At 67.5% G+C, this 15009-nt stretch carries 12 protein-coding genes; 9 read left to right on the top strand and 3 right to left on the bottom strand.

Going from position 1 to position 15009, the window contains the following annotated elements:
• Positions 1–101: 101 nt before the first annotated feature.
• Together CVV72_RS21790 and CVV72_RS21785 are read right to left on the bottom strand one after the other, a co-directional pair.
• On the bottom strand, positions 102–2282 hold the full coding sequence (locus CVV72_RS21790; protein ID WP_219145565.1) for an RICIN domain-containing protein: 2181 nt from the start codon (positions 2280–2282) through the stop codon (positions 102–104).
• A 157-nt stretch (positions 2283–2439) separates the two neighbouring features.
• Positions 2440–3321: an AraC family transcriptional regulator gene (locus CVV72_RS21785; RefSeq protein ID WP_219145564.1), complete on the bottom strand. Its 882-nt coding sequence runs from the start codon at positions 3319–3321 to the stop codon at positions 2440–2442.
• A gap of 195 nt (positions 3322–3516) precedes the next feature.
• Between CVV72_RS21785 and CVV72_RS21780 the strand changes: the two genes are divergently transcribed.
• Together CVV72_RS21780 and CVV72_RS21775 are read left to right on the top strand one after the other, a co-directional pair.
• Positions 3517–4869, top strand: coding sequence for a hypothetical protein (locus tag CVV72_RS21780; RefSeq protein ID WP_219145563.1), 1353 nt, complete (start codon positions 3517–3519; stop codon positions 4867–4869).
• A 130-nt stretch (positions 4870–4999) separates the two neighbouring features.
• Positions 5000–5461 carry a hypothetical protein gene (locus CVV72_RS21775; RefSeq protein ID WP_219145562.1) on the top strand — a complete coding sequence of 154 codons (462 nt, stop codon included), beginning with the start codon at positions 5000–5002 and terminating at the stop codon, positions 5459–5461.
• On the opposite strand, the gene CVV72_RS21770 is transcribed toward CVV72_RS21775, so the two are convergent.
• Positions 5382–6047, bottom strand: a complete 666-nt coding sequence (locus tag CVV72_RS21770; protein WP_255632206.1) for a TetR/AcrR family transcriptional regulator — start codon at positions 6045–6047, stop codon at positions 5382–5384. The two genes, CVV72_RS21775 and CVV72_RS21770, sit on opposite strands and share 80 nt — an antisense overlap.
• A 69-nt stretch (positions 6048–6116) precedes the next feature.
• On the opposite strand from CVV72_RS21770, the gene CVV72_RS21765 reads away from it, so the two are divergent.
• The 7 genes from CVV72_RS21765 to CVV72_RS21735 all read left to right on the top strand — a co-directional run bounded on the left by CVV72_RS21765 (position 6117) and on the right by CVV72_RS21735 (position 15009).
• Complete coding sequence (locus tag CVV72_RS21765; RefSeq protein ID WP_219145560.1) at positions 6117–6842, top strand: alpha/beta fold hydrolase; 726 nt, start codon at positions 6117–6119, stop codon at positions 6840–6842.
• Positions 6843–6963: 121 nt separating this feature from the next.
• Positions 6964–7995: a VanH-AOV family D-lactate dehydrogenase gene (gene vanH, locus CVV72_RS21760; protein WP_304511254.1), complete on the top strand. Its 1032-nt coding sequence runs from the start codon at positions 6964–6966 to the stop codon at positions 7993–7995.
• A gap of 1 nt (position 7996) precedes the next feature.
• Complete coding sequence (gene vanA-Ao2 / locus CVV72_RS21755) at positions 7997–9037, top strand: D-alanine--(R)-lactate ligase VanA-Ao2 (RefSeq protein ID WP_219145558.1); 1041 nt, start codon at positions 7997–7999, stop codon at positions 9035–9037.
• Entirely contained in the window at positions 9034–9642 is a 609-nt protein-coding gene (gene vanX, locus CVV72_RS21750) for a D-Ala-D-Ala dipeptidase VanX (RefSeq protein WP_219145557.1), read from the top strand. Before vanA-Ao2 ends, vanX begins: the two co-directional genes overlap by 4 nt.
• Before the next feature lie 1298 nt (positions 9643–10940).
• Positions 10941–11738, top strand: a complete 798-nt coding sequence (locus CVV72_RS21745) for a helix-turn-helix domain-containing protein (RefSeq protein ID WP_370641808.1) — start codon at positions 10941–10943, stop codon at positions 11736–11738.
• 120 nt (positions 11739–11858) lie between these two features.
• Positions 11859–12701 carry a prephenate dehydrogenase gene (locus tag CVV72_RS21740; protein WP_219145555.1) on the top strand — a complete coding sequence of 281 codons (843 nt, stop codon included), beginning with the start codon at positions 11859–11861 and terminating at the stop codon, positions 12699–12701.
• A gap of 355 nt (positions 12702–13056) precedes the next feature.
• On the top strand, positions 13057–15009 hold the full coding sequence (locus CVV72_RS21735; RefSeq protein WP_219145554.1) for an ABC transporter ATP-binding protein: 1953 nt from the start codon (positions 13057–13059) through the stop codon (positions 15007–15009).

Raw genomic sequence — 15009 nt, 5'->3', positions numbered from 1 at the left:
TCTCCCCTCCACGCTCGGCGAACTGTTCACCGAAGCGCTCTCATGAGGGGAGACGGTCGTGGCCGGGGAGGGTGCGGCGAGAGTGTGATTTGCCACCCGAGTCAGCCGATCTTCCACAATTGGAGCGCGGAGCCCGTGTCGGCCCGTTGGGTGACGGCGGCACCGTCCGAAGTGGACGCTGTCGTCAGCAGCAAGCCGGAGCGGACGCTCGCGAGCTTGTAGCCGCCGTCAGGCTGTTTCGCCGCGGTCCAGCGTTGGTTGGGCCCGCCGGTGCACGTCCACTGGATGACGCGGGCGCCCGCGGCGGTGGCACCGCCTTCGACGTCGGCGCACAGTTTCGAATGCGCGTTCGTCAGGGTGTAGGAACCGTCGGACTGCCGGGTGAACAGCCACTTCTGGTTGGCGCCCTGGTTCGGTGTCCAGGTGACCAGAGGGGTGCCGGCGGCCGTCGACGAGTCCGGATCGTCGAGGTTCTTGCCTGCCGCGGCCAGGGTGTGGACCCCGCCGAGACCGCCCGCACCGGCATCGGTGAACTTCAGCGTCTGCTCGGCCGGGGTCCGGCCGCCGCCCACGGCGTTCCCGGTGGTGTCGGTCCAGGAACGCAACGGGGTGGTCTCCGCGAGACGTGACGTCTTGCCGGAAAGACCGAGCACGAGCCCGCTGTAGCGGTTCACCAGCCGGAAGGTTCCTCTGTCCACAGTGGACGGGATGACGAACCACTGCTGCCCGACCGTGGAGGACGACGTCACGGTGGGTTTCGCGCCCCATGCCCGGCCGGCCTGCACCGCGTCGACGCCGAGGAGCTGGCCGGTGGCGGCGTTGGCGATGCGGTACGAGCCGTCACCGTCGGGCGAGAACTGCCACGCCTCACGGTCCGAGCCGGCCGTGCTCGCGACCGACGTCGTCGTGGTCCCGGTGCCCTGCGCGAGAACCCGGCCGTCGCCGAGGCCGATCCGGTACTTGCGCGAAGTGTCCACAGGGGACGGTGCGGGCGCGGACGACGTGATGGTCTGGGTGGTGTACTCGCCGCCCGCGTTGTTCGAGCAGGCCACCGCGCAGTACGACCGGAACTGTTTGCCGATGATGGTCGAATTCGTCTTGTTCGCGGCGTCGACGAACCAGCGGTACCAGGACTGGTTGGTGTAGCTCCCGGTGTCGCCGATCAGCCGCCATTTCTGCGTCGTCAGATCGTCGGTCACGTAATAGCGCTGGGGGACGACGCTGTCCACGGCCTCCGGCGCGCCGAGGTAGAGACCGAGATGCGCGTTGTAGGCGATGTTCATGATGAACAGATCCGATTTGCGCGGCAGTTGTCCGGCGGCGATCTGCTGGCTGACGTTGCCGGTGTTGGCGGGGTCGTAGTCGTCCGCGACGGGCGTGTAGCCGGTGTCGCCCGCGGCGGACACGGGGACCATGTTGCTCTCGCGGCCGCCGACGCCCGGCTGGGTCCAGCCTCCGTCGAACCACTTCTGCCACGAGCCGGAGGCCATCTTGGCCGAGATCGGCGAGCGGGCGACGTGCGCCAGCCCGGTCATCGGGCCGCCGGCACCGGCCTTCGGGACGATGCGCGAGCCGTAGTAGACGTAGAAGTACCCGGAGGCGGTGTCCACGAACAGCCGCGGGTCGCCGTCGCCGTAGTCGAACGTCTGATGTGGGAACGCCGCCGTGTCACCGCGTTCGGTGCTGTAGGGCGAGGTGATCACGTGATCCTTGATGGTCCACGTCCTGCCCTGGTCCTTCGACACGGCCATGTCGATCGCGTCGTAATGGGAGAACGAATACGCCCCGAACGGTTCGGGGGTGAACTCGTTGTGGATCAGGCCGTACCAGTCACCGGTGTCCGGATCGACCCAGGTGCCGACGAGATCGCAGAAGTTGCGCTGCGAATAGCCCGAGCCCGCCGGCGGGTCCGTGGATTCCTTGCCGGTGGGGCTGTTGTTGCAGCGCCAGGTCGTGTCGTCGTTGCGGTCGGCGGGGTTGGCCGGGTTCACCGCGGTGCTGATCGGGTTCTTCGTGAAGCCGTCGAAATCGCGTCCGCTGTAGAAGTCCCACTCGCGCGGCTGGTCCGCGCCGTAGAGCGCCGCCGCCTGCTGGAAGTAGAACGTGCCGTCCTTGTCGACATAGGTACTCGCCGGGGTGTCGGTGGTCGGGCTGAACGACTTCTTGGCGTCGACCGTGATGGTGTACGTCGCGTCCGGCGGCGCGGCGTCGGACGACACCGGTACCACCGTGGTCGCCGCCACGGCCAACGCCGCGGCGCCGAGAAGAGGCAGGGTCCGCATGACTCTCTCCCAAAGGTGACCCGCACCACAGTTGGCGGGGCGGTCGCCGATGTTATGAACGTTGTTGCGCGTAAGTCAACGCGTTCGCTCAACTTCAAGCGTCGTTCATGCAGTTATTGCACGGAAAGTCCAAGTGGTGCGGTGCGGAAGTCCAAGCTCAGTCCGTCGGCACGAGCGGCGGGTCGTCGGGAGGGGGAACCCGCGAACTCCAGCCGCCGGGGACGGCCCGCACTCGCGATTCGCGGAAGCGCGCGGGGGAGACGCCGACCCGGCGGGTGAAGAGCCTGCTGAAGTAGGCGGCGTCCTCGTAGCCGATCGCCTGTGCCACCTCCTGCACCGGCATTCGCGTGGTGGCAAGGAGTTCCTTGGCGCGGTTGAGGCGGAGGGTCAGCAGGTGGTCCTTCAGGCCGGTCTCGGTGCCGCGGCGCACCGCGGCGCGCAGTTCGGCCAGCGTCATGCCGCGGCGGGCCGCGATCTCCGCGACGCTGATCGGCAACAGGGCGTCCTGCGCCAGGGCCTCCAGCAGGGAACCGTCACTGGGGGTGCTGTCGGCGGCCCGGCGCAAGGCCACCAGCAGATGATGCACGGCCGCCGAGGCGTCGACCTGGGCCAGCGGGCTGCCGCCTCGCGCGCAGCGCACGATCCGGCTCACGATGTCGCGGACGGCCTCGACGTCGCCCAGCGGTACCACCGGCGTCGCGGGGGTGACGTAACCGAGTTCCACGTACGCGTCCACGGCGCTGCCGTCGAAGTCGACGAAACACTCTTCCCAGCCGTGCGCGGGGTCGGGCGCGTAGTGGTGCCCGACGCCGGGGACGAGCCACAGCAAGGCGGGCGCGACGACCTCCTGGCGGTCGCCGCCCGCCACGGCGAACCACCCGCGCCCCTTGGACACCACGACGGCGACGTAATGGTCGAGCACGCGCGGCCCCACGACGGGCAGGGTCCCGTGCTGCAGCCCGACACCGAGGCACACCAGGCCCAGCCGACGATGCACGGCGGACGGTGTGAAGTACCGCATCCAGGTCCGGTAACCCATCCCCGCATCCTCGCGCAGGCACTCCGGGGCGGCCGCGTGGGGCCGGAAAAGGATTTCGTTCGATTCACTTCTTGATCGCAGCGAAATCCTCAGCGCGCCATCGTCTCTGCGGAATCACCGGAAGTTCCGGTATACGTGGAAGGACGGCGCCGCCGGGGAGGACGGCAGGTTGCCGCGAGCTAGGGGGAATCCACCATGTTCGACGCACGTCTTGTCGCGGACCAGAACAGTCCGCTCGCCAAGCCGAAGATCAGAATTCTGTTCTACACCGACCTTGTCGGCTTTACCGGCAACAACGGCTTTTCCTTGGGTATCGTCCGTGATCTGATTCTGGCGAATCAGCCGTTCTTCGCCGAATTCGAGATCGATCTGCTCAACCGGCACGAAGGCGGGCATGCCGCCGGCAAACTCACTTCCGAAGTTCTCGCCGGATACGAGCAGGTGTGGTTCTTCGGTTTCCTGCCGTGCAATATGCCTGGACAGCCGGAAAACGAGCTCGTGGACGCGGAGGTCGCCGCGCTGCGGGCCTGGATGGACGCCGGCGGTGGCGTGCTCATCACCGGTGACCACTCGAATCCGCGCCCGCCGGGAGCGGATCCGTCACTGCCCGAATACCTGAACCTCGGCCGGGCGCTGGGACACCGGGTCCCGCGCGCGGGTGAGCTGCGGGTGTGGAACGACCGGCCGGATTCGAGCATCGAGTTCAGCCACAACACCCACCAGCCGGACCCGTGGGGCAGCGATATCAACAACCCGATCCCGAACGACCTCGACCCGTACCCGCAGGAGCTCATCCTGCGGAAGCGGCTCGGCAGGCCGCACGCGTTGTTCCAGGGCAGGCGGGGCCCGATCACCGTCTTCCCCGACCACATGCACGAAGGACAGCTGCTCATTCCCGAGCGGTATCCGGCGGACGTGTGGCCGTCCGGGCGCGCGGGCCAGCCGAAACCCGAGATCGTCGCGCAGGGCACCGACAAACGCGACGGCAAGGTCTACGGCGTGACCAGTGCGTACGACGGTGCGGCGGCCGGGGTCGGGCGAATCGTCGCCGACGCCACGTGGCACCACTACTTCGACCTCAACCTGTGGGGCTTCGAAAAAGGCGGCGAGGTGCTCGACCGCCTCACCGAGTACTTCGTGAACCTCACGCTGTGGCTGGCGCCGAAGCCGGTCAAGCTGGAGGTGAACGGCCAGCTGCTGTACTGGCTTTCGCACAATTTGAGCCTTCGCGCGGTACTGCCGGAGGGTTTCCGGGTTCCGGGGATCACCGCGGCGGGCCTGGTCCGCGAGGTCGGTGGGCAGAGCGTGCTCGACGATCTCGTCTGGCCGCTGGAAGGAACGCCGGGGGTGCCGGAAGAACTGCTGCTCGGCGCCGTGGTCAAGGAGTCGGTCGCCGCGCTGAGCGGCGGGGACGTCGAGGCGTTCGACGCCGTGGGCGCCGTCGAGCGTGGCCTGCGGGCCGGGGCCGAAGAGTACGCCGCCGAGCTGCGAGCAGCGCTCGGCGCCGTCGAAGGCCTGGGGGAGCGCATTTCGCAGGGTATTCGCTGACCTTCCGGGTCGTGAGCGGTAAGGACGGTTCTAACCGTCCTTACCGCTCACGAGACCGTCACACGATCGAGGTATGAGGCCGGTCTCGCCGGACTCCCGGGGTATCCCCCGGGAAACGGAGGAGGCAACGATGCCCGACAACGAACTTCCGGGTTTCCTGATCATCGGCCTGATCTTCGTCGTCGCGGACGGCCAGGTCCTGTATCGCGGCGCCCGCCGCTACCTCACCGGGCCGGACGCCCGCGAGGGAAGCGGGTCGGTGGCCTGGATGGTGGTGACGGTCTTCCACCTGGCGGCGATCGGGATGCTGGCGCTGCTGGCGGTCGTGGCTCCGGAGTGGTCCGGTTCGGCGGCCGCCTTCGTCGGCAGGCTGGGCGTTTTCCTGCTGCTCATGGCGGTGGCCCACGTCCTCACCCTGTCCGTGCTCGGCCATCGGCGCCAGGACAACGTCGTCGAGACCCGGTTGCGGAAGCGCGAGGAAGACCGCGTCGACTCCTTGCAGGAGCCGACCGTCACCCCGGTGCCCGGGCAGGATGGCCGGAACCCGCGGGTGAGCCCGGATCTCGGCGACCGAGGTCCGTACCAGGCCTGAGCCCGAGCGCGAGGTGGAGCTGCCGCGCCCACCAGCGCACTTGCGCGGCCGAGTCGTCCGCCGCCGTTCCGGTGAGCCCGGCGCTGCGCCGGAAATCGCTCCCGTACAGGGCTTCGGTGGCCATCGCCTGATGCAGGGCGGCGACGGCGAGCCGCGTGTCGTCGAGGGAGCAGCCTGGCGGCCGGAGCCGATGCAGGGCGTCGACGACCGGGTCGAGCATCCCGCTGCCGGGGTCGTGCCAGCCCGCCGCGTGCAGTGCCACCGCGAGCTCGCCGAAGCCGTTCCGGTAAAGGCCGTGCAGCGCTTCGACGAGTTCGAGCAGGTCGGCGCCACGGTCCAGCCAGTTCGCGAGGAGTTCCCGAAGCGCGTCCCGGAGGCGGCGGCCACCGTGCCGGAGGAGTTCGGCGAGGAGTTTCTCGCGGTTGCCGAAGTGATGGGCGACGCCGGCGTCGGTCATGCCGACCCGCGCGGCCACGGCCCGCATCTGGACGGCGGCCACGCCGGACTCGCCGAGCAGTGAGGCCGCGGCGTCGAGGATCAGCCGCCGGGCCTCTTCGGGAGTCCGCCGTGCGCGGGGGGTCGTCACGATCGGCATCGTACCTTGATGCGCCAAGGTATCTGCGCTACCTTGACAGGCCAAGGTAAGGGGGCGGTCATGACCACGGAAATCAGTCTTGAACTGGGGGATGTCACTTTGCGGGGCACGGTGACCGGCGCCGGTCCGACGGTTCTGCTGCTGCATGCGGGCGGGGAGCGACGTGCGGTCTGGGCGCCGGTCGCCGCGGTGCTGGCCCGCCGCGGCTTCCGGTCGGTGGCCTTCGACCTGCGCGGTCACGGGGACAGCTCCGGCCGGGCGACCACGCTCCGGGCACTGGCCGGCGACGTGGCCGGCATGATCGAAAGCCAGCCGGCCCCGATCGTCCTCGCGGGTGCCTCGGTCGGTGGCTTGGCCGCCATCGCCGCGCTGGCGGATCCCGCCGTCGCGGCCAGGGCCTCCGGGCTCGTGCTCGTCGACGTCGTACCCGGCCTCGAACCCGCCAGGGCGCGTGCGTGGCTCGACTTCCACGGGCTCGCCGGGCGCTACACGCGCCTGGTGGAGGACGTCCTCGGCTCGGGTTCCGCCCTGCTCGCGACGGCCGGGGCACTGGACATGCCCATCTTGGTGGTGCACGCCGGACAGGGGTCGCCGCTCCGTGACGCCGACGTGGATCGTTTGCGCGAGGCCAATCCCCGGGTCGCCGTCGCGGGTGTTCCGGCGGCGGGGCATCTCGTGGCCAGAGACGCTCCGGAAGCCCTCGCGGACCTCGTGTCGGCGTGGCTTTGTGGCATCCGTCACGGGGCGGTTTCGACGCCGGGGGCGGGCGGGCAAGATCTGCGTTAGAGCTGCGCGGCGCAGGTGGGCGACAACGGCGTGCACTCGGCGCTACCAGTTGGTAACTTATTGTCGGGGCATCGAAAACCCCATAAGAAGCGGCAACATCGCGCTGCCTACAATGTCGGGCATGACCTACAGCGAACCAGCGCGATCAGCTGCCCCCCGCACCGGATCGCTGGCGTCCGCCTCCTCCTCGGCCGTCTTGGCAACGGGAATCACGATTTATGGATGCGGACAGGACGAGGCCGCCCTGTTCCGGGAGATGGCACCTCGTTTCGGCATTGTGCCGACCATTGTGGAGGAGCCGGTATCCGAGACCAATATCGAACTGGTCTCCGGAAACAGGTGTATCAGTATCGGTCACAAGACCAAGGTCACGAACTCCATTCTTCTCGCGCTCGGCGAAGCCGGCGTGAAATACATCTCCACGCGGAGCATCGGCTTCAACCACATCGACGTGGAGTACGCGGCGAGCGTGGGGATCACCGTCGGCAACGTCGCCTACTCGCCGGACAGTGTCGCCGACTTCACGCTGATGCTCATGCTGATGGCGGTGCGCGACGCCAAGTCCATCCTCCGCCGCACCGAGGTGCACGACTACCGGCTGAACGAGGTGCGCGGGAAAGAGCTGCGCGATCTGACCGTCGGCGTGGTCGGAACAGGGCGTATCGGGGTCGCCGTCCTGGAGCGGTTGCGCGGTTTCGGCTGCAAGGTGCTGGCCTACGACACGGTGCTGACCGCCTCGGCCGAGTACGTCCCCCTCGACGAATTGCTGCAGCAGAGCGACATCGTGACACTGCACGTGCCGCTCACCACGGATACCTATCATCTCCTCGACGAGAAGAACATCGAGCGGATGAAGGACGGCGCGTACATCATCAACACCGGACGTGGCCCGCTGATCGAAACCGAAGCCCTCATTTCGGCACTGGAAAGCGGAAAGCTGGGCGGAGCGGCGCTGGACGTCCTCGAAGGAGAGGAAGGCATCTTCTACGCCGACTGCCGGAACAAGGCGATAGAGAGCAAAACGTTGCTGCGGTTGGAAAAACTGTCGAACGTGCTCATCAGTCCGCATACCGCCTATTACACGGACCACGCGCTGAGTGACACTGTTGAAAACTCCATCATCAATTGTCTCCAATTCGAAAGCGGGAAGTAGTATGGGTAGGCTGAAAATCGGAATTCTGTTCGGCGGGCTTTCCGAAGAACATCCTATCTCCATCAAATCTGCGCGCGAGGTCCAGAAGAACCTCGACCTCGAGAAGTACGAGCCGTACTACATCGGGATCACCCGGAGCGGTTCCTGGATGCTCTGCGACGGCCCCGCCGAGGATTGGGAGAGCGGGAACGTCCGCCCGGCCGTGCTGTCGCCGGACCGCGGGGTGCACGGTCTGCTCGTCCTGGACGAGGGCAAGTACGAGACGATCGCCCTCGACGTGGTGCTGCCGGTGCTGCACGGCAAGTTCGGCGAAGACGGCGCGATGCAGGGCCTGCTGGAGATCTCCGGCATCCCCTACGTCGGCTGCGACCTCCCGAGCTCGGTCATGTGCATCGACAAGGCCCTCACCTATTCCGTCGTCCGCGGCGCGGGGATCGCGACGCCGACCTTCTACATCGTCACGCCGGACAGCGACGTCGACCCGGACCAGCTGAACTACCCGGTCTTCGTGAAGCCCGCCCGCTCCGGCTCTTCGTTCGGCGTCAGCAAGGTCTCCGCGAAGGAAGAACTGCCCGCCGCGCTGGCGGAGGCGCGCCAGTACGACGCGAAGGTCCTGATCGAAGAGGCCGTCATCGGCAGCGAGATCGGCTGCTCGATCCTCGGCAACGACGAGGACCTGTTCGCGGGAGAGGTCGACCGGGTCGCGCTGACCCACGGCTTCTTCAAGATCCACCAGGAGAAGAGCCCCGAGACCGGCTCCGAGAACTCCAGCTTCATCGTTCCCGCCGACATCCCGGACGAGTCGCGTGACCTCGTCCAGAAGACGGCCAAGGTCATCTACCGTGCCCTCGGCTGCCGCGGGCTCGCGCGCGTCGACCTGTTCCTCAAGGAGGACGGCAGCGTGGTGCTCAACGAGGTCAACACCCTGCCCGGCCTGACCTCGTACAGCCGTTACCCGCGCATGATGGCCGCCGCCGGCCTCTCGCTCGGCGACCTGATCGACCGGCTGGTGAACCTGACGCTGGCGGGCCGTGACGAATGAAGGATGATTTCGTCTTCGTAGACGAGGTCGTCTCCGGGATTCGCTGGGACGCCAAGTACGCCACGTGGGACAACTTCACCGGCAAGCCGGTGGACGGGTACCTGGTGAACCGGATCGTCGGTACGCGGGCGTTCTGCGCGGCGCTGGAGAAGGCGCGGGACAAGGCCGAGGAGCTCGGCTTCGGGCTGCTCCTGTGGGACGGGTACCGCCCGCAGCGCGCCGTGGACCGCTTCATGCGCTGGGCGGAAGAGCCAGAAGACGGCCGGAAGAAGGCCAGGCACTACCCGAACATCGACCGGCCTCAGATGTTCGAAAAAGGCTACGTGGCCACCAAATCGGGCCACAGCCGCGGCAGCACCGTGGACCTGACGCTCTACCACCTGGACACCGGCGAACTCGCCGACATGGGTGGCGACCACGACCTGATGGACGTCGTCTCGCACCACGGGGCGGCGGGCGTCACGGAAGAGGCCGCGAAGAACCGCGCGCACCTGTGCGCGGTCATGGAGGGGTCGGGCTTCAAGTCGTACGAGTGCGAGTGGTGGCACTACAACCTGAAGGACGAGCCCTACCCGGACACTTATTTCGATTTCCCCATCGCTTAGGTGTCGCGCGTGAAGGCCCCCTTCCCTCGGCTCAGCCGAGGGAAGGGGGCCTTCACGCGTTTCGGGGTTCGTGAAGGCTTACGCGGCGCCGAATTGCCGCGAACACCATTTCATCCCATGAATGTCCGGGCGGCTCGGGTGCTCCTCGGGGGAGGTCGAACGCTGTCCCTTTGTTGTCCTGTACGCACGAAACCTCCTTCCGGGGATCGGTGGGCGGTGCCGTCGACCATGACGGCGGGATGAACCGGGGCCGGCTCCTAGCCTGCCACCCTTCGCTTTGCTCATGGGTGATCCCCGCAAGGGTGAGTTTTCGCCCGGACCGTGGGACGCGGGCTCGGCCGTTCGTGTGAACAAGTGTCGAAGAACGGAACATGAACCGCCGGTGCCGTGATCATTCGAGTAGATGTCGAGCCGCGCGAACGGCCTAACGGAACGTGCGAACAGGCTAACCGGACAACCGGGAACAAGCATGTACGCGCGCCCTTTACTTATGTTCGCCAAACGAGTCAATAGTGCATGCGGAGTTCCGGATATTGATCTTGAGCGCCTCGTTCACTACGAAAATCACACTGTTCGTCAATTGCCGACATGGATTGTTCATGCCATGCTGCACAGGTGCGCATCAGCTGGGGCTGACATGGTGTGCACGCTTTGCTGGGGACAGAGGGGGTGCGTCGGTGACTCGCGACCACGAGCCAAACCAAAGACTTCACTCGCCGATCCTCTGAACCGAGCAGGTACGGAGTCATAGAATCGGACATGTCCGGGACCTCGCGCCGAAGCGGGTGTCGGTCCCGTCAGGCTGACCAAGTGTCGGTCCTGCCGGGCCGGAGCCGTCGAGCGTTCGTCCCGCAGATCGCCGTCGGGGCGATGGGAGGATGCCGTTCAGCTTCGGTAGTTCGTCGGAATACGCGCCAACGGTCAGCTGGGAGACCGTCGAGGCGGGCCGCCGCATGCGGTTCTGCCTGTGGCGCTTGAGGGTTCCTCACCGTCGAGGACATCCCGCCCTACGGCCGAGGCTGGCGTCGGACGGGTTCATGGTGTCCAACCACCGAAGCCAAGCAGTTGGACGGTGGGGTTTCCGTGCCGTGTCTGAAAGTTGCTGAATCAACAGATTCAATGGGGGCTAGGTGGATCCGACGAGAGTTGACTTGTCCGCTCTCCCTGTCGTCGAAATCGAGCTGTCGAGACTGTCCACTGCTTGTTCGCCACGGACTTCGGGCGAGGATCCAGAGCATGTCGAGACACTGTTGTCGGCGGAGTGGGAGCTACCGCCCATTCTCGTTCACCGACCGACGATGCAGGTGGTCGATGGCCTGCACCGGCTGAAGGCGGCACGAGTACGAGGCGATACGAAAATCGCCGCGAGGTTCATCGACGGCGCCGAATCCGACGCCTTCGTGCTCGCGGTGGAAGCGAACATCCGGCACGGTCTGCCGCTTTCACTGGCGGACCGGAAACGGGCGGCCGTCCAGATCATCGGGACGCATCCGCAGTGGTCCGACCGGCGGGTGGCTTCGGCGACCGGCATTTCCGCGGGAACCGTGGCGGACCTGCGCAGGCGTGGCGGCGAAGGCGGGAACGGCGCCAGGATCGGGCGGGACGGGCGGATCCGGCCCGTCGACAGCTCGGAGCGGCGGAAGCTCGCCGCCGATCTGATCCGCAACGATCCCGGCCTTTCCCTGCGTCAGGTCGCCAAGCAGGTCGGCATCTCCCCGGAGACGGTCCGGGACGTGCGCGGCAGGCTGGAGCGTGGCGAAAGCCCGACCCCGGACGGGAGCAGGCGGCTGCGCGCGAAGCCGGATCCGTTGAGCCTGACGGAAACCGACCTCGGTCACTCGCTGGACCGGGAACGGCTCACCGTGCTGGAGCGGCTCAAGGCCGACCCGGCGCTGCGGCTGAGCGAGGTCGGGCGGATCCTGTTGCGCATGCTCGCCATGCACTCGATGGACGGGCAGGAATGGGAACGGATCCTGCACGGTGTCCCGCCGCATCTGTACGGCGTGGTCGCCGGATTCGCCAGGGATCACGCCCGGGTCTGGGCGGGGTTCGCGGATCACCTGGAGAGCAGGGCGACCGATCTGGCCGCACGGTGATCGGGTAGGTACGAAGGGGACTTTTCCGTGTCATATGCGGAGAAGTCCCCCTCGTAACTCTCCCGCGGTGCCCATGCCCCGCGGCTCGACATCGCCGGGAGAGCGGCCTAAGAAGTAGCTGTGACCATCGAGAAGGCGCTTGTCGTCGGCACCGGCCTGATCGGCACGTCGGCCGCGTTGTCCCTGCGGGAAAAGGGTGTCACCGTTCATCTCACCGACATCGACGAAGACGCCGTACGGGTGGCGCGGGAACTCGGCGCCGGCCGTGCATGGACCGGCGAGGACGTGGATCTGGCGGTGATCGCCGTCCCGCCGCATCTGGTGGGGGAGCGGCTGGCCGCGCTCCAGAAACAGGGCGCGGCACGGGCGTACACCGACGTCGCCAGCGTCAAGGCCGGTCCGATCGCCGACGCGGAACGGCTCGGCTGCGACCTGATCTCTTACGTACCAGGGCATCCGCTCGCGGGGCGGGAGCGATCCGGCCCGGCCGCGGCGCGCGCCGGCCTGTTCGCGGGCCGCCCGTGGGCGCTGTGTCCCGGCGTCGAAACCGGGGCCGAGGCACTACGGCTGACTCGCGAACTGGTGTCGCTGTGCGGGGCCGAGGCCGTCACCGTCGGCGCGGTCGAGCACGACTCGGCGGTGGCGCTGGTGTCGCACGCTCCGCACGTGGCCGCTTCGGCGGTGGCGGCGAGCCTGGAGGACGGCGAGGACGTCGCCTTGCGCCTCGCCGGGCAGGGGTTGCGCGACGTCACTCGTATCGCGGCCGGAAATCCTCTGCTGTGGCGGAAGATCCTCGCCGGGAACGCGGTTCCGGTGGCGGCGGTGCTCGACCGGATCGCGGCCGATCTGGCCGCGGCGGCCTCGGCGCTGCGGGCGGGTGACCTGGACGACGTGACGGATCTGCTGCGGCGCGGGGTGGACGGCCACGGCCGGATTCCCGCCGGTCCGGCCATGGGCCCGTAGGGGACGACTGTGGCTTGAAGGCGGAACTCACGTGCTTGGAGGCGTAACTCACGTGATCGGAGGCGTAACTCGCGTGATCAGAGGCGTAACTCGGTGGGGCCGGGGTAGCGCCGTGTGTTCCGGCTGGAGACACGCGAGTTACGCCTCCAAGCACGCGAGTTACGGCCCGGCGCACGGGTGATCCGGCCAGAACGTGCGCCCCGCGTGCTCGGCGACCAGGCGCGAGTGGCGTTCGACGCCAAAATGGTCCTTTGTGGACTGACAGACGGAGATGTTCGCCGGGGACCACTCGTGGACATCGACACGATTCAGCACGATTGAGCTTGCCGACTTCGTGCGTGAGAGGGATGCCCAAATGGAAGTAATGTTGCGCTTCGGGGCGTCGCCCAAGAGCGATGACGACCCCGATCCCTGGTCGAACCGGGTCCGTCCGGGGACGGTGCGCAGAGTCCTCGCGTATTTCCGTCCTCACGTCGGCAAGGTGGCGATCTTCGTTCTCATCGCCGCGATGGAGGCGTTCGTCGTCGTCGCGACTCCCTTGCTGATGAAGGAGCTCATCGACGGCGGCATCCTCAAGAACGACTTCGGGGTCGTCATCCTGATGGCGGTCCTGACGGCCGGTCTCGCCGTGGCGGGCGCGCTGCTGTCGCTGTTGTCCGCCTACGTCTCCGCGAAGATCGGCGAGGGGGTCACCTACGACCTCCGGGTGCAGGCGCTCGATCACGTCCGGCGGCTGCCGATCGCGTTCTTCACCCGCACCCAGACCGGGGTGCTGGTCGGCAGGCTGCACACCGAACTCATCATGGCGCAGCAGGCGTTCGGTCATCTGCTGATGGCGGCCACCAGTGTGGTCACCGTCCTGCTCGTGCTGGTCGAGCTGTTCTACCTGTCCTGGCTGGTCGCCGTGGTCACGCTGGTGCTGGTCCCGCTGTTCGTCCTCCCCTGGATCTGGGTGGGGCGGATCATCCAGCGGCGCACCGGAACGCTGATGGAGACGAACGCCGGGCTCGGCGGGCTCCTCCACGAACGGTTCAACGTCCAGGGCGCGATGCTCTCCAAGCTCTTCGGCCGCCCGGACGAGGAGATGGCCGACTACCGCAAGCGCGCCGGGAAGATCCGCAACATCGGCGTGAGCATCTCCATCTGGGCCCGGATGTCCTTCGTCATGATGGCGCTGATGGCCTCGGTCGCCACGGCGGTCGTCTACGGCGTCGGCGGCGGGCTCGTGATCGAGGGGGCGTTCCAGCTCGGGACGCTCATCGCCATCGCCACCCTGCTGGGGCGGCTGTTCGGGCCGATCACCCAGCTGTCCGGGCTGCAGGAGACCGCGCAGACCGTGGTGGTGAGCTTCGCGCGGATCTTCGAGCTGCTCGACCTCAAGCCGTTGATCCAGGAACGCCCGGACGCCAAGGAACTCGAGAAGAGCAAGGCGCCGGGGATCGAGTTCGACGACGTGGTGTTCCGCTATCCCACCGCGGACGAGGTCTCGCTGGCATCGCTCGAACACCTGCGGACCAAGCGGGAGAACGGGGACAAGACGGCGGACGTCCTGCGCGGCATCAGCTTCGAGGCGCCCTCGGGGACCCTCACCGCGCTCGTCGGCCCGTCCGGGGCGGGGAAGAGCACCATCACGCATCTGGTTTCCCGGCTGTACGACCCGAACGCCGGCGCGGTCCGATTCGACGGGCACGATCTGCGCGACCTGTCCTTCGACTCGATCCGCGGCACGGTCGGCGTGGTCAGCCAGGACGCCTATCTCTTCCACGACACGATCCGCGAGAACCTGCTCTACGCCCGCCCGACCGCCACCGAGGAAGAACTGGTCGAAGCCTGCAAGGGGGCGCAGATCTGGGAGCTGATCCAGTCGCTGCCCCGCGGGTTCGACACCGTCACCGGCGACCGCGGGTACCGCATGTCCGGTGGGGAGAAGCAGCGCCTGGCCATCGCCCGCTTGCTGCTGAAGGCGCCGACGGTCGTCGTGCTCGACGAGGCCACCGCGCATCTGGACTCCGAGTCGGAGGCCGCCGTCCAGCGGGCGCTCAAGACCGCGCTGCGCGACCGGACGTCGCTGGTGATCGCGCACCGGTTGTCCACGATCCGCGAGGCCGACCAGATCCTCGTGATCGACGGCGGAACGGTCCGTGAACGCGGGACGCACGACGAGTTGCTGGCCCGGGGCGGGCTGTATTCGGAGCTCTACCACACGCAGTTCGCCAGGCCGGAGAACAACGCGCCCAAGCCGGAGCCCGAGGAAGACGAGTTCGACGAAGAGCCGGAACCGCTGGACACCGTGGTCTACGGAGGATGA

The sequence above is a fragment of the Amycolatopsis sp. TNS106 genome (genome assembly GCF_019330265.1).
Lineage (GTDB): Bacteria > Actinomycetota > Actinomycetes > Mycobacteriales > Pseudonocardiaceae > Amycolatopsis > Amycolatopsis lurida.
Note: the sequence above shows the minus strand (reverse complement) of the source record. Positions and strands in the feature narration are given on the sequence as shown.

What these genes read in the sequence shown, in the direction of transcription:
- vanX (WP_219145557.1), top strand. Translation starts at nt 9,034, where the DNA reads ATGAAGGATGATTTCGTCTTCGTAGACGAGGTCGTCTCCGGGATTCGC.
- CVV72_RS21745 (WP_370641808.1), top strand. Translation starts at nt 10,941, where the DNA reads ATGCAGGTGGTCGATGGCCTGCACCGGCTGAAGGCGGCACGAGTACGA.
- vanH (WP_304511254.1), top strand. Translation starts at nt 6,964, where the DNA reads ATGACCTACAGCGAACCAGCGCGATCAGCTGCCCCCCGCACCGGATCG.
- CVV72_RS21780 (WP_219145563.1), top strand. Translation starts at nt 3,517, where the DNA reads ATGTTCGACGCACGTCTTGTCGCGGACCAGAACAGTCCGCTCGCCAAG.
- CVV72_RS21735 (WP_219145554.1), top strand. Translation starts at nt 13,057, where the DNA reads ATGGAAGTAATGTTGCGCTTCGGGGCGTCGCCCAAGAGCGATGACGAC.
- CVV72_RS21785 (WP_219145564.1), bottom strand. Translation starts at nt 3,321, where the DNA reads ATGGGTTACCGGACCTGGATGCGGTACTTCACACCGTCCGCCGTGCAT.
- CVV72_RS21765 (WP_219145560.1), top strand. Translation starts at nt 6,117, where the DNA reads ATGACCACGGAAATCAGTCTTGAACTGGGGGATGTCACTTTGCGGGGC.
- CVV72_RS21790 (WP_219145565.1), bottom strand. Translation starts at nt 2,282, where the DNA reads ATGCGGACCCTGCCTCTTCTCGGCGCCGCGGCGTTGGCCGTGGCGGCG.
- vanA-Ao2 (WP_219145558.1), top strand. Translation starts at nt 7,997, where the DNA reads ATGGGTAGGCTGAAAATCGGAATTCTGTTCGGCGGGCTTTCCGAAGAA.
- CVV72_RS21775 (WP_219145562.1), top strand. Translation starts at nt 5,000, where the DNA reads ATGCCCGACAACGAACTTCCGGGTTTCCTGATCATCGGCCTGATCTTC.